Source organism: Paraburkholderia caffeinilytica, assembly GCF_046030355.1.
Taxonomy (GTDB): domain Bacteria; phylum Pseudomonadota; class Gammaproteobacteria; order Burkholderiales; family Burkholderiaceae; genus Paraburkholderia; species Paraburkholderia caffeinilytica_B.
The window spans coordinates 218,135-240,595 of the sequence record NZ_JAQQCQ010000002.1; the positions used below are offsets into that span (position 1 = coordinate 218,135).

Sequence of the window (22,461 nt, forward strand, 5' to 3'; positions counted from 1 at the left end):
CCTCAAGGTTTCCGACGGTTGCTCGCGACTGCAGGCTACGAGGACGTCCCTCGCGGCGACAGGCCGTTCCTCGCTATTTCACGCGTAACGCGGCGGCCAGGCCCGTGTCACGCGCGCCTGGCAACGCCTACTGACGAGCCGCAGCAGTCGCCGCCCGCACTGCGCCGACAGCCTTGAGGATTTCCTCGCTGGTCGCGGGCGCATTCAGCGGCGGATTGACCTTGTGGTTGCCCACGGCCGACACCGCATCGCGCACGGCAAAGAACACCGAGAACGGCAGCAGCAGCGGCGGCTCGCCGGTCGCCTTCGAACGGTGGATGCTGTCTTCGGCATTGCGGTTCTTGAACAGGCGCACACGGAAGTCGGGCGGCGTATCGTTGACGGTCGGAATCTTGTAGGTAGACGGGGCGTGCGTCATCAGCTTGCCGCCGGCGTTCCACCACAGTTCTTCGGTCGTGAGCCAGCCCATGCCCTGGATGAACGCGCCTTCCACCTGACCGACGTCCAACGCCGGGTTCAGCGATGCGCCAACGTCATGCAAAGCATCCGCGCGCAGCACGCGCATTTCGCCGGTCAGCGTATCGATCACCACTTCCGACACGGCCGCGCCGTACGAGTAGTAGTAGAACGGCCGGCCTTGCAGCTTCGATTGATCCCAGTAGAGCTTCGGCGTTGCGTAGAATCCATCCGACCAGAGTTGGATACGCGCGACGTAGGCCTTCGCGATCACTTCCTCGAACGGCACGACCACCTCGCCGACCACCACGCGGTCGTGCACGAAACGCACTTCCGATGCGGCCACCTGCCCTGCGCCGAAACGCTCGGCGGCAAACGCGGACAGGCGTTCGCGCAACTGGCGCGCGGCATCCTGCGCCGCCTTGCCGTTCAAGTCCGAACCGGTCGATGCAGCGGTCGCCGAGGTATTGGCGATCTTGCTCGTATCGGTCGCCGTGACGCGGATGCGGTTAAAGCCGATCCCGAGTTCGTGCGCGACGACCTGCGCGACCTTGGTGTTCAAACCCTGGCCCATTTCGGTACCGCCGTGATTCACCAGCACCGAGCCGTCGGTGTAGATGTGCACGAGCGCGCCGGCCTGATTGAAGTGGGTCACGTTGAACGCGATACCGAACTTGACCGGCGTGAGCGCCAGGCCCTTCTTCAGCACTTCGTTGTTCGCATTGAACTCGTTGATCGCCGCACGGCGCGCGCGGTATTCGCTGGTCGCCTCGAGTTCGTCGATCAGTTCGTGGATGACGTTGTCTTCGACCACCTGACCATACGGCGTCTGGTTACGCTCAGTCTTGCCGTAAAGATTGCGACGGCGCACGTCGAGCGAATCTTCGCCGACCGAACGCGCGACGTTGTCCATGATGTATTCGATCGCGAACGCGCCTTGCGGACCGCCGAAACCGCGGAACGCGGTATTCGACTGCGTGTTGGTCTTGCCGCAGAAGCCGTCGATCGTCACGTCGGAGAGCCAGTACGCGTTGTCGAAGTGACACAGCGCACGCGTCATCACCGGACCGGACAGATCGGCGGAGAAGCCGCAACGCGAGGTCATGTCGACCGTCACGCCGTCGATCACGCCCTTGTCGTCGTAGCCCACTTCGTACGTGTAGTGGAAGTCGTGGCGCTTGCCGGTGACCATCATGTCGTCGTCGCGGTCCGGACGCAGCTTGACCGGGCACAGCAGCTTCCATGCAGCCAGCGCCGCGCAGCACGCGAACAGACCCGATTGCGATTCCTTGCCGCCGAAGCCGCCCCCCATGCGCCGGCATTCGATCAGCACGTTGTGCGACGCCACGCCCAAGGCGTGCGCGACCATGTGCTGCATTTCGGTCGGGTGCTGCGTCGAACAGTAGACGTGCATGCCGTCGTCGTCCTTCGGCACCGCGTACGAAATCTGGCCTTCCAGATAGAACTGCTCCTGCCCACCGAGCAGCATCTCGCCAGCTTCGCGATGCGCTGCACGGGCGATCTTCGTGCCGGCTTCGCCGCGTGCGAGTTTCATCGGCGGCAAGACGTGCTGGTTCGCGGCGCGGGCCTGTTGCGCAGTGAGAATCGCGGGCAATTCTTCGTAGACGACGTCCGCGCGGCGCGCAGCCAGACGCGCGGTTTCATGCGAGGTTGCGACCACGATGAACATAGGCTGGCCGACGTATTGCACGACGCCATCGGCGAGAATCGGATCGTCACCGTGGATGATGGGACCCACGTCGTTGACGCCGGGAATATCGCCCGCGGTAAAGATCGCGACCACGCCCGGCGTGGCGCGCACTTTGTCGAGCGCCATCGAGACGATCTTCGCGTGCGCTTTCGTCGACAGGCCGAGCGCGGCATGCAGCGTACCGGCGAGCGTCGGGATGTCGTCGGTATAGGTGGCGCGACCGCTCACGTGCAGATGCGCGGACTCGTGCGGACGCGAGATGTGGACCTGGGTAAAGTCATCGAGATCCTGAAGGTCTTTCAGGAACGGTTCTGCTTGCTGATTCATTCTTGTGTTCTCCGTATCCTCGTGGCTTCTCAGGCGCTCGCGCCGACAGGTGCGCAGGCAGCGGCCACTGCGCGAACATCCAGTGCGCTCTTGGGCAGCGGATTGTTCGGGCGCGTTTCAAGCCAGAAGCGGTACAAGGTATTCTTCGCCGCTTCGAGGCGATAGTTGCTGGTCGCGCGCATGTCGGACAGCGGCGCGTAGTCGTTGCCGAGCGCGAGCATCGCGGCCTGCGCGGTCGCTTCGTGCCATTCGGCGTCGCGCAGCACGGCTTCGGCGTGCGTCGCGCGCTTCGAGGTGGCAGCCATGCCGCCGAACGCGATGCGCGGCTCGCGGATCACGTTGCCGTCGGCGATAAAGGAGAACGCGGCGCACACGGCCGAGATGTCCGAGTCGAAACGCTTCGACAGCTTGTAGGTGCGGAATTGCAGGTTCTTGCGCGCGCCCGTGCGGGTCGGCACCTTGATCCCCACGACGAACTCATGCTCCGCCATGTCCTTCTTCTGATACGCGAGGTACAGATCCTCGAGCGGCATTTCGCGTTCGATCTCGCCGCCGCGCACGATCACATGCGCGCCGAGCGCGATCAGGCCAGGCATCGAATCGCCGATCGGCGAGCCGTTGGCGACGTTGCCCCCGAGCGTGCCAGCGTTGCGGATCGGCAGCGACGCGAAGCGTTGCCACATTTCGTAGAGTTCGGGATATTGCTTCGCGATTTCCGCGTACGCCTTTTCGACGGTCACGCCCGCGCCGATCTCGATCCAGTCGGCGTTGGTTTCGAGCTTTTGCAACTCGGCGATCTGGCCGACGTAGACAATGTTGCCGAGTTCACGCATCTGCTTGGTCACCCACAAACCGATGTCCGTGCTGCCGGCGAGGATACGGGCGGCCGGTGCGGCTTCCTTGATTTTCGCGAGCGCGGCGACGGTGCGCGGCGCGTCGAACTGCTGGCCGGCGTGCACGTAGTGGAACGTGTCCTTGCGCTCGAGGGTGGCGAGCGTGTTCGCCAGCGCTTCGACATTGACCGGCGCTTTCGGCGCGGGCGCTTCGAACATGCGCACGGCCGCGTCGACGATCGGACGATAGCCGGTGCAGCGGCACAGATTGCCGGTCAGCGCGTTGCTGATCGCGTCGCGCGACGGCACAGTCCTGTTTGCGCAGCTGTGTTCGTGCCCGTGCTTTTCGTAGAGCGACCACATCGACATCACGAAACCCGGCGTACAGAAACCGCATTGCGAACCGTGGCACTCGACCATCGCTTCCTGCACCGGGTGCAGCGAGCCGTCCGGCTGGCGCAGGTCTTCGACGGTGAAAAGCGCTTTGCCGTCCAGCGTCGGCACGAACTGGATGCAGGCGTTGACCGCCTTGAAGTCGACGCCGCCCGCTTCGTTGCGCTCGCCGATCACGACCGTGCATGCGCCGCAGTCGCCTTCGGCGCAGCCTTCCTTGGTGCCGGTGCAATGCGCGTCTTCGCGCAAATACTGCAGGACGGTGCGGGTGACGGGCGCATCCTTGATCTCACGGATCGCGTTGCGGTGGTAGAAGCGGATCGGCTCAGTCATGTCTCGTTGCTCTCAATGTTCTGTGTCCGTGGGACGTGCTGCGATGATGGTTCGAAAACTATCATCATCAATAAATACAACCCATAGCAGGGATCGCATGCGGGACATATTCGCGAAACGATATAGAGATGGGTTTGAGGGCCGGTCGGCTTATGTTGCTATGGCCGTTTTACCGTATTTTTTGTAAATTTTTAGTTTTATAGCCACAGCCGGTTGATGTCTCCTGAACCGCCACGCCTGAAAAGACCACTCGTGCAGGGCGAAAACAGACCACTATATCGATCCGGCACCGTTATTCAGGCGTCGAAATTATTAAGCAAGCCCTGCAAGGGAATCGGTTCCATGGGAAAATCACGCCTTCCCGCCGTTTTCAAGTCTCGTTTTCCCCATGTCCACCGACTCCGCGACACCTCGCAGCGAATTTGCGACGACCATGCAGATCATTCCGGTCGTCTTTTTCACGTTTCTTTGTTACCTGACGATCGGCATCCCGCTCGCGGTGCTGCCTGGCTACGTCCACGACGACCTGGGTTACAGCGCGATCCTGGCCGGCGCGGCGATCAGCGTGCAGTACCTGGCGACGCTGGCATCGCGGCCCCTCGCCGGCCGCTCGGCCGATACGCTGGGGCCCAAGCGGACGGTGTCGATCGGCTTGCTGGGTTGCGGCGCGAGCGGGATTTTGTTGCTGCTGGCCGTGTTGTGCGGACGCTGGCCCGTGGTGAGTCTGGGGCTGCTGGTATGCAGCCGTCTCGTACTCGGCTTCGGCGAGAGCCTGTGCGGCACCGGCGCAATTTTGTGGGGCATCGGCCGGGTGGGCACGAGCAACAATGCCCGGGTGATTTCGTGGAACGGCATCGCAACGTACGGCGCGCTCGCGATCGGCGCACCGCTCGGCGTAGCGATCGCCCACACGATTGGATTCGCCGCGCTGGGCATCCTGGTGATCCTGCTGGCTGCGCTCGGGTTCTATCTGGCGCGACCCATCGCGGCGGTGCCGATCGTGCATGGCGAGCGGATGTCGTACCGGAGCGTGTTCACGCGGGTGCTGCCGCATGGGATCGGATTGGCGCTGGGCTCGGCCGGCTTTGGGTCGATTGCGACGTTCATCACGCTGTTTTATGCCGCGCGGCATTGGCCCAATGCGGCTTTGTCGCTGACTGTTTTCGGCACGCTGTTTATCGGAGCGCGCCTGTTGTTCGCCAATACGATCAAGGCCTACGGTGGGTTCCGGGTCGCGATTGCTTCGTTTTCGTTTGAATGCGCCGGGCTGTTGATGTTGTGGCTGGCGCCTGAGCCGCATATTGCTCTCGCAGGGGCGGCATTGACCGGGTTTGGGTTTGCGCTGGTGTTTCCTGCGCTCGGCGTGGAAGCGGTTGGGCTCGTGCCGCCCGCTAGCCGTGGGGCGGCGTTGTCGGCTTATTCCGTGTTTCTCGATCTCTCGCTGGGGATTACGGGGCCGTTGGCCGGGTATATCGCCGGGGAGTTCGGCTATGCACAGGTGTTTCTGTTTGCAGCGGTGGCTTCCGCGATGGCGGTCGTGCTGTCGACGATGATGTATTTGCGCAATTCGAGAGCGCCGAATGCGCCTGCGGCGACCTGAGTTCTTGCTCGCCCAGCGGGTTGTTCGTCTGTAATTCCGGATTTTGTGCCTTTCCTTGAATCAAGGAAAGGCAGCGCCATCTCACTTCCCTTCCGACAACCCACGTTCAAGCGCCGCGACGCCGGCCGGCAACTCAACCTTAACCCCCAGGTCCACCATCGTTCGTCCGAGCGCGTGCAAGGTCCTGAACAGGTTGTGCTCCCGGCACTGTTCGCCCATCTGTCCAATACGCACGATCGGCAAACCAAACGAACCCGAGATTTCAACCTGGTGATGCCGCGAAATGTGGCCACAGATATCAGCCGGACTTAAGCGCTCCGGCACGACGATGCCGACAACCGAATTCAGACGGCAAGGCGCCGGCGCGTAGAGTTGCAAGCCCAACGCAGTGATCCCCGCCTGAAGCGCCAACGAGCACTTCAAGTGCCGCGCAAAGCGCTTCTCCAGCGTTTCCGCACACACGAGCCGCAACGCCTCGTGCAATGCCAATACGCCGGACACGGGCGCGGTATAGTGATACCCCGCGTTGTGCCAGAAGTTCTCCGCCAGCGAAGCATCCAGACACCAGTGCGCATTCGGCGCCGTACGCCCTTTCACCCGCTCCCAGGCCGTGTCCGAAAACGCGATCAGCGAGACACCCGGAATCGACGACAGGCCCTTCTGCCCGCCCGTAATCACCGCGTCGATACCCCATGCATCCATGTCGAGCGGCATCGTGCTCAACGTGCACACCGCGTCGACGATCACCAGCGCGCCCGCGGCTTTCGCCAATGCGGCAATGTCCTTCAAGTGGTAATTCCACACCGTGTTCGACGTCTCGCCCTGCACCACCGTCACGATCTCCGGACGCTCGCGGCGAATCGCCTCGGCCACCTGTTCGAGACTCGCCACCGAACGATCGGCGACATCCAGCATCGACACCTGCGCGCCGACACGCCGCCCCATCTCCGCCATCCGCTCGCTGAAAAAGCCATTCCTGATGCTCAGCACTTTCGTGCCTTCCCACGCGAGATTGGAGATCGCCATTTCCATCGCGGCAGAACCCGGGCCGGCTACGCCCAGCACCCACTTCGAATTCGTCTGGAACACGTAGCGCGCCATGGTCTTCACCTGGCCGATCACCTTCACCATGGTGCTGCCCAGATGATTGATCACCACCGTATTGGCCTTGGCCACCGCCGCGGGAATCGGCACGGGGCCGGCGCCCATCATCAGCAACGGTTCTTCGGGAAGAATGGCGTCAAGCGATTCGACAACCGGACAAGGCACTGCGGTAGAAGTGGAGTGAGAGGATGAAGTCGGCATGATCGGTACGTGAATGTCAGAGCGCAAAGGGACAAGCGGCCCCGCCAGCAATGACACTGGCGGGGCCGCTTGACTGATCATTCACCGATCCGCGCAATTGCGCAAGATTTTTGTCACTTCACCTTGCTTTTATCGAGCTTCTTGCCGGTTGCCGCGTTATACCGCTCGACATATTCCTCGATCAGCTTGCGCATCGCGCGGCCGATCTGCCGATAGTCCGACTCGTTCAGATTCGCCAGCGACACCCGTCCCGACGGATGCTGCGTACCGAAGCCGCGTCCCGGCAACAGCACCACGCGTGCTTCGCGCGCGAGGCGGAACAGCAATTCCGACGGCTCGGTGTTCTTCAGCAGCCATTCGACGAACTCGCGCCCGAACATCCGTTCGCCGAGAAACTCGATGTCGAGGATGGTGTAGTAGTCGACCTGATTCGGATCGTCGTCTTCGAACGAAATGCCGACCTCTTCGTACAGCGCCTGCTTGCGCTTGCGGATCAGGCGCTTCAACGCGTTCTTGTAGGCGTCGGGCGTATCCATCAGCGCGAACAGCGAGAACAACACCATTTGCACCTGCTGCGGCGTCGACAGACCCGCCGTGTGATTCAGCGCGACCGTGCGGCTGTCCGCGACCAGCCGATCGATGAACTTGAGCTTTTCCGGTTCGGTCGTGATCGATTCGTAACGCTCGTGTAGCTGCTTCTTCGCGTCCTTCGGCAGCTCGGCGATCAGTTTGTCGAGCACATTGTCGCGATGCGTCGCGATGGTGCCGAGGCGCCAGCCGGTCGCACCGAAGTACTTCGAGTACGAATACACGAGGATCGTGTTCTTCGGCGCGAGCGCGAACAGCGAGACGAAGTCGTCGGCGAAGGTGCCGTACACGTCATCGGTCAACAGAATCAGATCGGGGCGTTCCTTGACGATGTCGGCGATATATTGAAGGCTCTCGTCGTTGATCTTTACTGAAGGCGGATTGCTCGGGTTCACGAGGAAGAACGCCTTCACCTTCGGATCGCGCAGTTTGTCGAGTTCCTTCTTCGAATACTGCCAGCCGCTTTCAACCGTAGCTTCGAGATTGACGACGTTGAGCTGATAGTCGTTCAGGCGCGGAATTTCGATGTACGGCGTGAAAATCGGCAAGCCCAGCGCAATCGTGTCACCCGGTTTGATCAGGTGATTCTCGCGCATCGTGTTGAAGATATACGTCATCGCCGCCGTGCCGCCCTCCACCGCGAATACGTCGAACTCGCCGACGAACGGATGGTTGCCGATCATCTCCTTGCGCAAATATTGCCCGACGATCAGTTCGGACAACTTGAGCATCCGGTCCGGCACCGGATAGTTCGACGCGAGAATGCCCTCGCACATTTCATAGAGGAAGTCGCCCGCGGACAGCCCGAGCTGATCGCGCACATACGACACGGCGCCACGCAGAAAGTCGATGCCGGGTACGCCCTTGTTTTCGCGCAGGAACAGATCGAAGCGTTCCGTGAGCCCTTCGCGACGCGGGAAGCCGCCGACACCCTCGGGCATGAACGCAAACGAGCGCTCCGACTCGCGCATCGCAAAGAGACCGAGTTGCCAGAAGCCGTGGCGCGGAATGGTCGCGAGAAAGTTCGGGTTGCCGCGGCCGGCGTTGAGCATCGATGCGTTGGCGGCACGCTCTACCGCGCCGCCGCCGGCGGCCTTGATCAATTCGTCCTTGAGTTCGAACGGGCTGAGCGCCGACAAGCCGGCTTGAGCCATATCGCCTTGCTTCTTGCCGCTTTTCTCTTTTGCCATGATGCGTTCTCCAATGTGCAAGTGAATAACGCCGGCGTCGCGTGTGATCGTTCAGTTGCCGCCGGCGTCAGAGAGATCGATAGATGCGTGCACTAAACCGGGTTAAACCAACCCGACAACAAGCGGTCCGAGCAACGTCAACGCGACGTTTGCAATCGCATACGTGATCGCGAACGGCACGGTCGGCACGGCGCTTTCCGCCTTGTCGAGCACGCCGCCGAATGCCGGATTGGCACTGCGCGAGCCCGACAGCGCACCGGCGAGAATCGCCGCGTTTTTGTAGCCCAGCACGTAGCGGCCGAACAGCATGGTCAGCAACAACGGGAACAACGTAACGAACACGCCGAGCAGGAAGATCGTCATGCCGCTCTGCTTGACCGTCACAACCGCCTGCAAACCGGAATTCAAGCCGACCACCGCCACGAACGCTGCGAGACCAAAGTCCTTCAGCAACTGCGAAGCGGCCGCCGGCATTGCGCCGTACATCGGATGCTTGCCGCGCATCCAGCCGAACAGCAAACCGGCCAGCAGACAGCCGCCACCCGAACCGAGCGTGAGCGGAATGCCGCCTACGTTGAGGACGATCAGGCCGATCAGCAGACCGAGCACAAGACCGACGCCCATATAGATGAAGTCGGTTTTGTTGCTGTACGGCAGTTCGTAGCCGGCGGCGTCGACGGCGCGCTTGGTGTCTTTCGGCGAACCGTAGAAGGTGATGACGTCGCCGTGCTCGAGCTTGGTTTCGGGCAGGATCGGCAGCGGCTGGCCGGCACGCGAAGCGCTCTGGATGAAGACCCCGTGGCGCATGTCGCGATCCACGACTTCGCGTGCGGCGGCGATCGTCGTGTGATTCATGCCTTTGCGGGTGAACACGCCTTCGCGCGATTGCATGACGACGCCGACGTCATCGACGGTGGCAACCTCGCCGCCGCTCGCGCCAAATTCAACCACCGCCTCGCGGCGGCCGACCACCAGCACCACGTCATCGGGTTTCAACACCAGATCGGGCGTTGGGTCGAGTTGCTGGCCGCCACGTTTGATCTTCTCGATCGTCAACATGTCCTGATGCTGGGTCTCGACTGCCTTCACCGTTTTCCCGGCGCTGACGTCGATCTTGTACGCACGGCCCACCAGTTCGGGCAACGCACGAATCTGCCCCGCGCCGAGTGACGACCCGCCTGCGGACAGCTCCTTCTCCGCTTCGATCGACGCCTCCCGCAACCCCTGCCCCATGAACTTCGGCAGGATGTTCACGCAGACGATGATCGCGCCAAGCGAGCCGAACACGTAAGTCACGGCGTACGCAATTGCCACGTCGGATTGCAGCGACTTGACCTGATCGGCGGGCAGACCGAGACGCGCGATGGCGTCGCCGGCCGTGCCGATAATCGCCGACTGCGTCAGCGCGCCCCCCGCGAGCCCTGCCGCGAGGCCCTTGTTCAGATGGAACAGCTTCGCGCAAACCACCACGGTGACCAGTGCGGAGACGGCGAGAAACACCGCCATCGCAATCTCACGCAGTGTCTTGCGGTTCAGCGAGTTGAAGAAGCCCGGCCCGGAGTCATAGCCGACCGCGTAAATGAACACGGCAAACATCACCGATTTCACGCCATTGTCGATCGTCACGCCCGCCTGACTGATCACGACCGCGGCGAGCAATGAACCGCCTACGCCGCCTAACTGGAACTTGCCGAAGTTGATCTGTCCGATGAAGTAACCGGCTGCAAGCGACAGAAACAGCGCAATCTCGGGTGATTTCTGAAAAATGTGGTGTAGCCAGTCCATCATGCCCTCGCTAGATAGTTTGCGATACTGAGTACTGAGTACTGGGTGCTACGCGTTTGCATACGGATCGCACGGCATCCGCATGCGGCCGGCTGCGCGCCACGCGCAGCCCATCCGTCCGTCTAGCCGAACTTCCCGGCGAGGCCGACCACGACCGGCCCCATCAACGGCAACAGAATGTTCGAGAGTGCATAGGTGATCGTGTAGCCGATCACGGGAGTCGAATTGCCGGTTACGCCGACCAGTGCGCTGATCGCCGGCGTGCTGCATTGCTGACCGGCAATGGCGCCGAGCAGCATGGGCGCTTCGAGCTTGAGAAACGCGCGGCCGATCCAGAGCGACAGCAAGCCGGGTACGAGCACCATCAGAATGCCGGCCACGGGCAGCGCCAGGCCGTATTCGCGCACCAGCTTGATGGCATCGGGTCCCGCCGACAGACCGACGGCGGCAATGAAGGTGGCAAGGCCAAAGTCCTTGAGAATTTGCGCAGCCGCCGAAGGCAGCGAACCGACTAACGGATGGCGCGAACGGATCCAGCCGAACAGCAGGCCCGACAGCAGGCAGCCGCCTCCCGTGCCGAGCGCGATCGACACACCGCCGATGCGTCCGCCGAGATGGCCGATCGCCATGCCGACCAGCACGCCGAGGCCGAGATAAACGAAGTCGGTTTTCTGGGTCGCGGGGAGCACGTAGCCCAGACGCCGCGCACCGCGCTCGACGTCGGCCTTTGCGCCCACCAGCGTCAGCACGTCGCCGCGATTGAGCTCGGTGCCGGGCAGCGCGGGCACCGTCGTTTCGAGCCGCGTAACGGCCGCGATATAGACACCGCGCCCGTCTTCCGGCTTTGCCCGTTCGCGCATCTGCGCGACCGTCAGACCGTGCGCATCGCTGCGCGTGAGCACGACGTCGAGCTCCTCCACCATGAACTGGCCAAAGCCGGCATCCGCCACTTCTTCGCCGAGGCTGGCGGCCGCGGCCACGATCGCTTCGCGCCGCCCGGCCACCAGGATCAGGTCGCCGGCGGCCAACGTCAGTTGCGGCTCGACCGGCACGTCGGCTCCGTTGCGACGGACCCCCTCGATGGTCAGGTTGAAGCCATAGGTTCGTTCAAGCGCCTGGATCGTTCCGCCGGCCGCCGTGCCGATCCGGAACGCGCGGCCCACGAGCGCCGGCGCCGCCGCCTGCTGCCCGTCGCCGAAGGCGCCATCGCCGCCGAGCTTGTGCCACACGCGCTCGGCTTCTTCGCGCAGATTGATGCGCAGTAGAAGCGGCGCGAACTGGCTGGTGAACAGGACGATGGTGATCAGGCCGAACAGGTAACTCACGCTGTACGCGGTCACGATGTTGGCCTGCAGACGCAGCGTCTCTGCGTCGCTGAAGCCGAGCTTGGCAATCGCCTCCGAAGCCGTGCCGATCACGGCCGACTCCGTCGCGGCGCCGGCCAGCAAGCCGGCCGCCGTGCCGGCGTCGAGCCGCATCACGAAGACCGCGATCATGATCAGCACCAGCACCGAGACGATCTCGACCACCGACAGCAAGCCATAGCGCCAGCCCCGGCCGATGTTGGCAAAGAACTGCGGGCCGCCGGTGAAACCGAGCGCGAAGATGAACAGCGCAAAGGCGATGTTCTTCAGGTCGGGGGCCAGCCGCGCGCCCGTCTGCCCCAGCAACAAGGCCACGATCAGCGTGCCGCAGACGCCGCCCAGCTGAATTGGCCCCACGCGAAATGAACCAATGAAATATCCGATTGCAAGGCTTGCGAACAGCGCGATCTCCGGTTGAGATCTCAGCAATTCACCGATCATGTTGGCTCGCCGATTTACGGTTTATTAGCAGAAAGCTGAAAAAATCTTTCTGGAATTTGAAGCGAATTCGATCTGAGCCGCCATGCCCAGAAATGACGCATCCAGCATAACCGGATCCCATTGAAGGGAAACTTTATGGCAATGGCATGACGCCCCGGGCGCCATAGAAGATATGCCGCAATGCAGCGACGATAGCGAAATACTTTTCAGCAAGCTCAACAGTCACGCATTCCTCGCGAAGTTGCAACGCATTGATAGTGCCATGCCCTGCTGATGGCCAGTTTTCAGCACGATATGTTCATGCATTTCTTGGACTTCTTTTTTAATAAATATTGTAGATCGGCATCGCTGTCAATATGATTTTCAACTGCGCCGGTGTTGCTTAGCGAAAAGACGATCTTTTCTAGTCTGGTAAAGATCGAATTGGTTTTTCGGACCGCGCATCGCAAACGGCGATCTTTACCGTAAAGGGCCGATATACTGATCTGCCCGCATGCCACATCGTAAGTCGACATTCGCCGCACCGGCACGCATTCTTCGGAGCCACCCATGCGCATGATCCTGTTCAGCAGCCGCCAATACGACAGTGACACGTTCGCCGAGGCCAACGGCACGCATCGCTATGAACTGCATTTCCAGGAATCGCACCTCGATGTCGAAACGGCGATCCTTGCGCAGGGTTACGAAGTGGTCTGCCCGTTCGTCAACGACAACGTCGACGCCGCGGTACTGGAGCATCTCCATGCCGGCGGCACGCGCATGATCGCGCTGCGCTCGGCGGGCTTCAATCACGTCGACCTGGCGGCGGCGGAACGCCTCGGCATGACGGTTGCACGGGTGCCGGCCTACTCGCCGCACGCGGTCGCCGAACATGCGGCCGGTCTGATTCTCGCGCTGAACCGGCGCCTGCCGCGCGCGGTCGCGCGCACCCGCGAAGGCGATTTCTCGCTGCATGGGTTGCTCGGCTTCGACCTGCATGGCAAGACGGTGGGCGTGATCGGCACCGGCATGATCGGCCGCGTGTTCGGCCGCATCATGGCGGGCTTCGGGATGCAGGTGCTAGCCTATGACCCCGGCACGCCGGCCGGGGATCTGCTTGCCCTCGGCGCGCGCTACGTGCCGCTCGACACGCTGCTGGCTGAAAGCGACGTGGTCAGCCTGCATTGTCCGCTGGTACCTGACACGTACCATCTGATCGACGGGCCGGCATTGGCGAAAATGAAGCGTGGCGCGATGCTGATCAATACCGGGCGCGGCGGCCTGGTCGAAAGTAATGCGCTGATCGGCGCGTTGAAAGATGGCCAGCTCGGCCATCTCGGGCTCGACGTGTACGAGGAAGAAAGCGGCCTCTTTTTCGAGGACCATTCGAACCTGCCGTTGCAGGACGACGTGCTGGCGCGCCTGTTGATGTTCCCGAACGTGATCGTCACCGCGCACCAGGCATTCTTCACGCGCGAGGCGATGAACGAGATCGCGCAGACCACGCTCGACAATGTCGCGGCATGGCATGCCGGCACGCCGCGCAATATCGTGCTGGCGCGAAGTTAGGGGTTGCCGCCGCCATCCACGGTGATCGGGCGGATCGCCGTGCGAGCGTCGTCCGCCGCGCCGCACATCTCGCGCAGCAAGGCCACCTCACGCTCGTGCACTTCCACCGGAAACCAGCGTGCGCCCGCATCGGCCAGATAGCGCGCGCGATGCTGCCCGTTGCGAAACGCCACCACGCCCTCGCGCTCGAGACCGAACCAGCCCAGCAGACCCGGCGCGCGACGCGTCGAAATCGTCACGTAAGGCATCTGCGGAATACGCGGACTCTCGGGATGGAGAAACTCGCGAATGCCACGCACCTTGCCCGCATGCCATTCGGCGACCGGCTTCAGCACGTAATCGGTGTTGTCGCGATCCGCGCATTCCAGCAGCTTGCGTGCATCGACCATGACCACCTGATGGCGTGTGCCGTCAGTCACGAAGACGCGTTTCAGGCGCACGTGGTCGTACCATGGATGGTCATGTTCGTGTAGCGGCACGATCCAGACAGTCTCGGCACAGGCCGGCGCGGTTTCGGGCGATGAATTGGACAAGGGCAAAGACGGGCTCGAGAAGCTGGCTAAAAAGTGCCAGCGCGTTAAAAGAGCGGTAACGCTACGAGCCGATTGTGAAAGATGCATGACAGCCAACGGTATTAATCGCACTGCATGAGTACCCGGCACGAGCAGCCGGACGTGAACCATTACGGATAAGACGATGATAACCACGCAAAATCTGAATGACCATGTGCGTATCGAAGCCAATGAGGACACTGGCGTCGCCACTATCGTGCTCGAACGGCCGGCGCGGCGCAATGCCGTCGACCGCCCGACCGCGGAAGCGCTCAGCGCGGCCTTCCGCCGCTTCGAAGCGGAACCGGCATGGCGCACGGCCGTGCTATTCGGCGCGGGTGGCACCTTTTGCGCCGGCGCGGATCTCACCGCGCTCGCCGACGAGACCCGCCGCAATGAACTGCACGCCGACGGCAGCGGCCCCGGTCCAATGGGACCGACGCGCATGCGTTTCAGCAAACCGGTGATTGCCGCGATTACCGGCTATGCGGTCGCGGGCGGCCTTGAACTGGCCGCGATGTGCGACCTGCGCGTTGTCGAAGAAGATGCCGTGCTCGGCGTGTTCTGCCGACGCGTTGGGATTCCGCTAATCGATGGCGGCACGATCCGCTTGCCGCGTCTGATCGGGCTGTCGCGAGCGCTCGATCTGATCCTGACCGGCCGCGCAGTGGAGGCGCAGGAAGCGCTCAACTTCGGTCTTGCCAATCGCGTGGTGCGCAAGGGTGAGGCCCGCGCGGCGGCGGAACAATTGGCCGCTGAACTGGCGGCCTTCCCGCAAGCGGCGCTGCTGGCGGACCGCCGCTCCGCGTTGGAAAACAGCATGCCGGAGGATCTTGCCCTCGCGCTGCAGCGCGAAGGCGCGGGCGGCTATCAGGCGGTATTCGATGAAGGCGTGGCGGGCGCCGCGCGTTTTGCCGAAGGTGCCGGCCGTCACGGCAAGGTCTTCAAGTCAGACGAAAGGACATCATGAAACGATGCCGTTGTGCTGGGGCGGCCCATGCCAAAGCGCACACCAAGGTGTGCTCTCAGCAAAAAAAACAACAGCCGGCTTAACGCTCAGCAAGGCTGTTTTGACTTAGGTAGAATCCCCTACTGTTTTCCCCTCGCATGGCGCATGCGTTCTCGTCCCGAAAAATGCGCGCCTGCCGCACGACGTTTCCCGTCGTGCCGATTCACGCTCCATCACCATGCCTTTACCCCTGCTCGCCCTTGCCGTTGCCGCGTTTGGAATCGGTACCACTGAATTCGTGATCATGGGGCTATTGCCCGATGTCGCCCGCGATCTGTCCGTGTCGATTCCGGCGGCCGGCATGCTGGTGTCGGCTTATGCGCTCGGCGTCACCATCGGCGCACCGATCGTGGCGATCGCCGTGGCCAACATGCCGCGCAAGAAGGCATTGATGAGCCTGATTGGCGTCTTCATCGTCGGCAATCTGCTGTGCGCGGTTGCGCCGGGCTACGCGGTGCTGATGGCCGCGCGCATCGTCACGGCGTTTTGCCATGGCGCGTTCTTCGGCATCGGTTCAGTGGTCGCCGCGGGGCTGGTCGCGCCGAACCGCCGCGCGCAAGCCATCGCGCTGATGTTCACCGGCTTGACACTTGCCAACGTGCTCGGCGTGCCGCTCGGCACAGCGCTCGGCCAGGCAGTGGGCTGGCGCGCCACCTTCTGGGCCGTGACCGGCATCGGCATGCTCGCAGCACTTGCGCTCGCGGTTTGCCTGCCGGCGAAGATCGAGATGCAGAAGGCGAGCCTCATCCACGAATTCAACGTGCTGAAGAACCCGCAAGTGCTGATGGTGCTCGGCATCAGCGTGCTCGCTTCCGCCAGCCTGTTTTCCACCTTCACCTACATCACGCCGATTCTCGAAGACGTGACCGGCTTCACGCCGCACGCGGTCACCTTCGTGCTGCTGCTCTTCGGCCTCGGCTTGACGGTGGGCAGTACGCTCGGCGGTAAGCTCGCCGACTGGCGGCTGATGCCTTCGCTGGTCGCGTTTCTGCTGGCGATCGTCGTCATCCTGACGATCTTCGCCGGCACGATGCACGCCGAAATCCCGGCCATGATCACGATTTTCGTGTGGGGCATTCTGGCCTTCGCGATCGTGCCGCCGCTGCAAATGCTGATCGTCGACCGCGCGAGCCATGCACCAAATCTGGCGTCGACCCTGAATCAGGGTGCGTTCAACCTCGGCAATGCAACGGGCGCGTGGCTCGGCGGCATGGCGATCGGCGCGGGTGCGCCGCTCACCATGCTGCCGTGGGTCGGCGTGGCAACCTCGATCGGCGCCCTGGCGCTGACGCTGTGGTCGGTGTCGATCGACCGGCGCGCGCAACGGATGGCCGTGGCCGGCTAACCGAGGCTTGTACGCGCCGGCTGCGCGGACGGCTTCAGCCAGGACAGGTTTCACCTCGCCGCCGCCGGCCAACGCCGTTGGTCACGTGCCTTCCTCTACAGACTGGACTCCAGGCATCCCTCGATAGCAAGCGAACGCGGTCCTTCACCGCGTTCAGGCAATCCGCACAAAGGTGCGAATGACTCGCGGCCGTAGTAGCATCTCGCCCGATGAAAGTCATCTTCACTCGCGATTTCCTCGCCCTGATCCTGAGCGTTGCCGTAGTCGGACTCGGCAGCGGCGCCACGCTTCCCCTGACTGCCCTCGCACTGACGCAAGCCGGCTATGGCACCGACGTGGTCGGCCTGCTGACCGCCGCGCAAGCGGGCGGCGGCCTTCTCGTCGTGCCGGTGGCAGCCTGGATCGCGGCGCGCTTCGGCGGCCGCCAGGTGATCGTCGGCGCGGTGCTGGTGGTCGCGCTCGCAACCGCGCTGATGCAACTCGCCTCGAACCTGTGGCTATGGGCGATGCTGCGCGTGCTGTGCGGCGCGGCGCTGATGCTGCTCTTCACGATCGGCGAAGCATGGGTCAATCAACTCGCCGACGACGCGACACGCGGCCGCGTCGTCGCCATCTACGCGACCAACTTCACGCTGTTCCAGATGGTCGGTCCGGTACTGGTGAGCCAGATCAACGACTTCATACATTGGCGCTTCCTGATTTGCGGTGCGATCTTCCTGCTGGCGTTGCCCGCGCTTGCCAGCATCCGCAAGACGCCCCAGGCGTCGGAGGATGAACACGCCGCGCACGGCAGTTGGCGCCATGTATTGCCGCAGATGCCGGCGCTCGTGATCGGTACGGGTTTCTTTGCGCTGTTCGATACGATCGCGCTGTCACTGCTGCCGCTCTTCGCCATGTCGCACGGCATCACGAGCGAGGTGGCTGTGCTGTTCGCGTCGGCGCTGCTGCTCGGCGATACGACCATGCAGTTTCCGATCGGCTGGCTCGCCGACCGGCTCGGCCGCGAACGCGCGCATGTCGGTTGCGGGGTGATCGTCGTGGCGTTGCTGCCGTTTCTGCCATGGGCGGTGGCATCGCCGTGGCTGTGCTGGCCTCTGCTCTTTGTGCTCGGCGCGACGGCTGGGGCGATCTATACGCTATCGCTGGTCGCCTGCGGCGAGCGGTTTCGCGGCGCCGCGCTGGTGTCAGCGAGTTCGTTGGTGGGGGCGTCGTGGAGCGCAGCCAGCTTCGGCGGGCCGCTGGTGGCTGGCGCGTTGATGAAGGGTGTCGGCAACGATGCGATGGTGGGGGTGCTGCTCGCTGCGGCGCTCGCGTTTCTCGCCGCAGCGTGGTGGGAAAGACGACGCGCCCCGATGCGGGCGATCGGCTGACGGTCTGGCACAGATCGTTGACGCAACGGTTAGCATGCCGATGCCCGTTTCGATGCTCGAGATCCGGCGCCTCTGAATCTGTCGTGGACGATGTTGTGGCCTACTCGAACGATACGGCGCGTAGCCGGCAGAACTCTGTCGCGCCTAATATGCAAACGGGGAAGCCATGATGGCTTCCCCGTTTTTTATCGCGGGCCGCCAGGCTTACCCCCGCGCCGGCAGAATCTCCCCAACACACGTGCCGAAACCCACGCGATACCCATCGCCCTGGCACCAGCCGGTAAGCGTCAGTTCGTCGCCGTCTTCGATAAACCCGCGTGTGCCGCCCTCCTTCAATTCCAACGGATTCTTGCCGTTCCATGTGGACTCGAGCAGGCTGCCGCACGAGTCGGCGGTCGGACCGCTGATCGTGCCCGATCCCATCAGATCGCCGACCCGCGTATTGCAGCCCGATACCGTGTGATGCGCGAGCTGTTGCGCCATCGTCCAGTACATGTGCTTGAAGTTGGTCCGCGAGATCGTGGTGGCCTGCTTTGCCGTTTGCGGCCGCAGCGTCACTTCCAGCGAGATGTCGAACGCGTGCTTGCCGTCGTGGCGCAAGTATTCCAGCGGCTGCGGTTCCTGCACCGGCTGTTCGACACGGAACGGTTCGAGCGCGTCGAGCGTCACGATCCACGGGGAGATCGTGGTCGCAAAGGTCTTTGCGTTGAACGGACCGAGCGGCACGTATTCCCATTGCTGAATATCCCGCGCGCTCCAGTCGTTCAGCAGCACCATGCCGAAGATGTGCGCTGCGGCATCGGCGCAGGCAATCGGCTCGCCCAGTGCATTGCCGCCACCGATCACGAAACCGGTCTCCAGTTCGATATCCAGCTTGCGGCATGCGCCAAACACCGGACGTTCCTGATCCGGCAGTTTCAGCTGACCGTTAGGACGCCGCACCGGCGTACCGCTCACCACCACCGACGACGCGCGTCCGTTGTAGCCGATCGGCATCTCCGACCAGTTCGGCAATAGCGCATTCTTCGGATCGCGGAACATCGAGCCGACATTCGTCGCGTGCTCCTTCGACGAATAAAAATCGGTGTAACCCGGAATCTGCACCGGCAGATGCAGTTGCGCGTCGGACTGGCGCACGAGCGCTTTCGAACGTAAGCCCACATCGTCGCGCAAGGTCGCCGTATCGCGCGCCAGCAGATGGCTCAGCTGGATGCGCACGCTGCGCCATGCATCGCGGCCAAGCGAGATGAAATCGTTGAGGGTGTCCTGCTCGAACGCCCGGTCCTTCATCGCAATGAATTGATCGGCCGATGCGATCGGAAGCTTGAGCAAGCCGGCAGCCTTAAGGACACTCAGATCGACGATCTCATCGCCGATCGCCACGCCCACACGGCGCGCGCCGTTGGTCTTGTCGCTGAAAATGCCGAACGGCAGGTTCTGGATCGAAAAATCGTTAGTCGAGTCGTTGGCCGACTCGACCCAGCTCTTGCGCGACGGATCGAGCGTCGCCTGAAGATCGCTCAATGCGTTCATCGTTGCTCCGGGTTGAAGTGTTTCTTGAGACCTTGCCAGCACTCGTAGTAATGCGCCTGCAATTGAGCGGTTTCGAGCGCGAAACGGGTCGGCTTGATCAGCGTGCGCGTTTCGAACATAAAGGCCATCGTGTCGCCGACTTTCTTCGGCGTGGATGTGTCGCCATGCGACGCTTTCTCGAAGGTGTCCGCGTCCGGCCCATGGCCCGACATGCAGTTGTGCAGACTCGCGCCGCCCGGCACGAAGCCCTCGGCCTTTGCGTCGTACACGCCGTGCACGAGACCCATGAATTCGCTCGCGACGTTGCGATGGAACCAGGGCGGGCGGAACGTATCTTCGGCCGCGAGCCAGCGCGGCGGGAAAATCACGAAGTCGATCGTGTCGACGCCCGGCGTATCGCTTTGCGATTGCAGCACCAGAAAGATCGACGGATCCGGATGGTCGAAGCTGATCGAGCCGATCGTGTTGAAGCGGCGCAGATCGTATTTGTACGGTGCATAGTTGCCGTGCCATGCCACCACGTCGAGCGGTGAATGACCGATATCCGCGCGCCACAGGTTGCCGTTCATCTTGGCGACGAGTTCGAAGTCGCCTTCGCGGTCTTCGTAGGCAGCATGCGGCGTGAGGAAATCGCGCGGATTGGCAAGGCCGTTCGAGCCGATCGGGCCGAGATCCGGCAGACGCAGCAACGCGCCGAAGTTCTCGCAGATATAGCCGCGCGCCGTGCCGTCCGGCAGGCTCACCACGAAGCGCACGCCGCGCGGGATCACGGCGATCTCGAACGGCTCGACGTCGAGTTGACCCATTTCGGTGGCGATGTGCAGGCGGCCCTCCTGCGGCACGATCAGCAATTCGCCGTCGGCGCTGTAGAAGAAGCGATCCTTCATCGAGCGATTCGCCGCGTAAAGGTGGATCGCGCAGCCGTTCATCGCTTCGGCTGAACCGTTGCCCGCCATCGTTACCCAGCCGTCGACGAAATCGGTCGGCTCGGTCGGCATCGGCAATGCGTCCCAGCGCAACTGGTTCGGCGGCGTCGGCGGCACCTCGGCGAAGTTGGCGACGAGCCGCGGCGAGGGTAGCTGCGTGAACGGCTGGTGGACCGCCGCCGGACGAATCCGGTACAGCCACGAACGGCGGTTATGGCCGCGCGGCGCGGTGAATGCAGTACCCGACAGTTGCTCGGCGTACAAGCCATAGGCCGCGCGTTGCGGCGAATTGCGACCTTCCGGCAATGCGCCCGGCAAGGCTTCCGTAGCGAATTCATTTGCGAAGCCCGACTGATAGCCCGGCTCGATTTCGAGCCGCGAGCTGGCGGTATTCGGCGTGCGTGTTTGGGTATCCATGCAAGGTTCTCCGTTGATACTTGATCTGTCGACGTGATCTGTCTGTCTCAGGCCGTCCGCGGCTCGGATGGGCTGCCGCGTTGCCGCGTGGCAGCAGCCAGCGCGATCACCAGCAACGCGGAGCACAGCACCGGCACTGCGGCGGCATGAAACAGCGATTCATTCGACCAGTTCAGCGCAATCAGTTGCCCACCGATCAGCGGCCCGATCACCGAGCCGATGCGCCCAATGCCGAGACTCCAGCCGATGCCGGTAGAGCGCAGCGTGGTCGGATAAAAATGACCCGCCAGCGCGTTGACCGCCGGCTGTCCGCCGACCACGCAGAAGCCGCCTGCGAATACGACAAGCAGCAGCCACGGCAGCGCATGCGCCACCGTACCGATGGTGCCGACCGCCAGCGCCGCGCCCGCGAAACACACGAACAGCACGCGCACAAAACCAAAACGTTCGATAAACCAGCCCAGTAGCAAGGTGCCGACCACACCGCCGGTTTGCAGCACCGTGCCAACGATCACCGCCGTGCCAGGCGAGTAGCCGGCATCGCGCATCACGGTGGGCAGCCAGTTCGACAGGAAATACAGATCGATCAGGTTCATGAAGCTGATCGCCCACAAAATCAGCGTGACCGGGCCACGGCCCGCGCGGAACAATTCGGCGACGGGCGCGCCACCGTTGCCCTTCTCACGCACGACGACGCGCGTATTGGCATCGATCGGCAGCGCCGGATCGAACTTCGCGAGCCAGCGCAACGCACGATCGCTGCGCCCTTTGAGGACCAGGAATTGCAGCGACTCCGGCAATGCCGCCAGCATCGCGAATGCGAGCAGCAAGGGCACCGCGCCGCCCACCCAGAACACCGCGCGCCAGCCGTATGCGGGAATCAGCGCGGCGCTGATGAAACCGCCTAAAGCCGCGCCCAGCGTGAAGCCGCACGACACCAGCATCATGCGCTTGACGCGATGCGCGGGGGTGGAAAACTCGCCGACCAGCGCCATCGCATTCGGCATGATGCAACCGAGCCCGAGGCCCGTAATGAAGCGCAGCGTGATCAGTGCAGGGATTGTCGTGACGAAGGGCGTGGCCAACATCGACAGCGCGAAGAAAAACGTCGCGCCAATCAATACCGGACGCCGGCCGACGCGGTCAGCCAGCACCGACAAGCCCAACGCGCCCAGCAGCATGCCGAACAGGCTGGCGCTGAACACTGGCCCGAGCGCCGCTTTCGAGACATGCCATTCACCGATTACGCTCGGCGCGACATAGCCCATGGCTTGCGCGTCGAAGCCGTCGATCACGAGACACAGCCCGCATAGCGCGAGCAGCGTCAACTGGAATGCCGGGTGATGCGTTTCGCCGAGCACGCGCTCGACTTCGATCACATTGGCGGCGGCCACGGCCGGTTTAACACTCATGGGTTGTCCCCTCATCCTGACTGG

16 protein-coding genes are annotated in these 22,461 nt (G+C 62.9%); 5 read left to right on the top strand and 11 right to left on the bottom strand.

Annotated elements, in window-relative coordinates; genetic code table 11:
• Positions 1 to 127: 127 nt before the first annotated feature.
• Both xdhB and xdhA read right to left on the bottom strand, forming a co-directional pair.
• Positions 128 to 2,494 carry a xanthine dehydrogenase molybdopterin binding subunit gene (gene xdhB / locus PQQ95_RS03330; RefSeq protein ID WP_408434886.1) on the bottom strand — a complete coding sequence of 789 codons (2,367 nt, stop codon included), beginning with the start codon at positions 2,492 to 2,494 and terminating at the stop codon, positions 128 to 130.
• Positions 2,495 to 2,523: 29 nt separating this feature from the next.
• Positions 2,524 to 4,053, bottom strand: coding sequence for a xanthine dehydrogenase small subunit (xdhA, locus tag PQQ95_RS03335; RefSeq protein WP_408434888.1), 1,530 nt, complete (start codon positions 4,051 to 4,053; stop codon positions 2,524 to 2,526).
• 388 nt (positions 4,054 to 4,441) lie between these two features.
• On the opposite strand from xdhA, the gene PQQ95_RS03340 reads away from it, so the two are divergent.
• Positions 4,442 to 5,653 (top strand): MFS transporter, encoded by a 1,212-nt coding sequence (locus PQQ95_RS03340; RefSeq protein ID WP_408434890.1) that lies wholly within the window; start codon positions 4,442 to 4,444, stop codon positions 5,651 to 5,653.
• Positions 5,654 to 5,734: 81 nt separating this feature from the next.
• Here PQQ95_RS03340 and PQQ95_RS03345 read toward each other — a convergent pair whose 3' ends face one another.
• The 5 genes from PQQ95_RS03345 to PQQ95_RS03365 all read right to left on the bottom strand — a co-directional run bounded on the left by PQQ95_RS03345 (position 5,735) and on the right by PQQ95_RS03365 (position 12,877).
• A complete protein-coding gene (locus PQQ95_RS03345; RefSeq protein ID WP_408434892.1) occupies positions 5,735 to 6,958 on the bottom strand; it encodes a pyridoxal-phosphate-dependent aminotransferase family protein in 1,224 nt (407 codons plus the stop codon).
• Between the two features lie 113 nt (positions 6,959 to 7,071).
• Positions 7,072 to 8,736, bottom strand: a complete 1,665-nt coding sequence (locus PQQ95_RS03350; RefSeq protein WP_408434894.1) for a bifunctional aspartate transaminase/aspartate 4-decarboxylase — start codon at positions 8,734 to 8,736, stop codon at positions 7,072 to 7,074.
• Between the two features lie 102 nt (positions 8,737 to 8,838).
• Positions 8,839 to 10,521, bottom strand: a complete 1,683-nt coding sequence (aspT, locus tag PQQ95_RS03355) for an aspartate-alanine antiporter (protein WP_408435326.1) — start codon at positions 10,519 to 10,521, stop codon at positions 8,839 to 8,841.
• Between the two features lie 122 nt (positions 10,522 to 10,643).
• Positions 10,644 to 12,326 carry an aspartate-alanine antiporter gene (gene aspT, locus PQQ95_RS03360; RefSeq protein WP_408434895.1) on the bottom strand — a complete coding sequence of 561 codons (1,683 nt, stop codon included), beginning with the start codon at positions 12,324 to 12,326 and terminating at the stop codon, positions 10,644 to 10,646.
• A gap of 284 nt (positions 12,327 to 12,610) precedes the next feature.
• On the bottom strand, positions 12,611 to 12,877 hold the full coding sequence (locus PQQ95_RS03365; RefSeq protein WP_408434897.1) for a hypothetical protein: 267 nt from the start codon (positions 12,875 to 12,877) through the stop codon (positions 12,611 to 12,613).
• Here PQQ95_RS03365 and PQQ95_RS03370 point away from each other — a divergent pair.
• Positions 12,876 to 13,874 (top strand): 2-hydroxyacid dehydrogenase, encoded by a 999-nt coding sequence (locus tag PQQ95_RS03370; protein WP_408434899.1) that lies wholly within the window; start codon positions 12,876 to 12,878, stop codon positions 13,872 to 13,874. The genes PQQ95_RS03365 and PQQ95_RS03370 overlap by 2 nt on opposite strands.
• Here PQQ95_RS03370 and PQQ95_RS03375 read toward each other — a convergent pair.
• Entirely contained in the window at positions 13,871 to 14,494 is a 624-nt protein-coding gene (locus tag PQQ95_RS03375; RefSeq protein WP_408434900.1) for a plasmid fertility inhibition factor family protein, read from the bottom strand. The genes PQQ95_RS03370 and PQQ95_RS03375 overlap by 4 nt on opposite strands.
• A gap of 76 nt (positions 14,495 to 14,570) precedes the next feature.
• Here PQQ95_RS03375 and PQQ95_RS03380 point away from each other — a divergent pair, with 76 nt between their 5' ends.
• The 3 genes from PQQ95_RS03380 (at position 14,571) to PQQ95_RS03390 (ending at position 18,149) form a co-directional block, all read left to right on the top strand.
• Positions 14,571 to 15,395, top strand: a complete 825-nt coding sequence (locus PQQ95_RS03380) for a crotonase/enoyl-CoA hydratase family protein (RefSeq protein WP_408434902.1) — start codon at positions 14,571 to 14,573, stop codon at positions 15,393 to 15,395.
• A gap of 217 nt (positions 15,396 to 15,612) precedes the next feature.
• Positions 15,613 to 16,779 (top strand): MFS transporter, encoded by a 1,167-nt coding sequence (locus PQQ95_RS03385; protein ID WP_408434904.1) that lies wholly within the window; start codon positions 15,613 to 15,615, stop codon positions 16,777 to 16,779.
• Between the two features lie 209 nt (positions 16,780 to 16,988).
• Positions 16,989 to 18,149, top strand: a complete 1,161-nt coding sequence (locus PQQ95_RS03390) for an MFS transporter (RefSeq protein WP_408434906.1) — start codon at positions 16,989 to 16,991, stop codon at positions 18,147 to 18,149.
• A 204-nt stretch (positions 18,150 to 18,353) separates the two neighbouring features.
• On the opposite strand, the gene fahA is transcribed toward PQQ95_RS03390, so the two are convergent.
• From fahA to PQQ95_RS03405, 3 genes are read right to left on the bottom strand one after another with little or no spacing between them, the layout of a single operon-like run.
• Positions 18,354 to 19,682, bottom strand: coding sequence for a fumarylacetoacetase (gene fahA, locus PQQ95_RS03395; RefSeq protein ID WP_408434907.1), 1,329 nt, complete (start codon positions 19,680 to 19,682; stop codon positions 18,354 to 18,356).
• The gene (gene hmgA / locus PQQ95_RS03400; protein ID WP_408434908.1) at positions 19,679 to 21,025 is read right to left on the bottom strand and encodes a homogentisate 1,2-dioxygenase; all 1,347 of its coding nucleotides are present in this window, start codon (positions 21,023 to 21,025) and stop codon (positions 19,679 to 19,681) included. The genes fahA and hmgA overlap by 4 nt, the downstream gene beginning before the upstream one ends.
• Before the next feature lie 47 nt (positions 21,026 to 21,072).
• Positions 21,073 to 22,437: an MFS transporter gene (locus PQQ95_RS03405; protein WP_408434910.1), complete on the bottom strand. Its 1,365-nt coding sequence runs from the start codon at positions 22,435 to 22,437 to the stop codon at positions 21,073 to 21,075.
• Between the last annotated feature and the right edge of the window lie 24 nt (positions 22,438 to 22,461).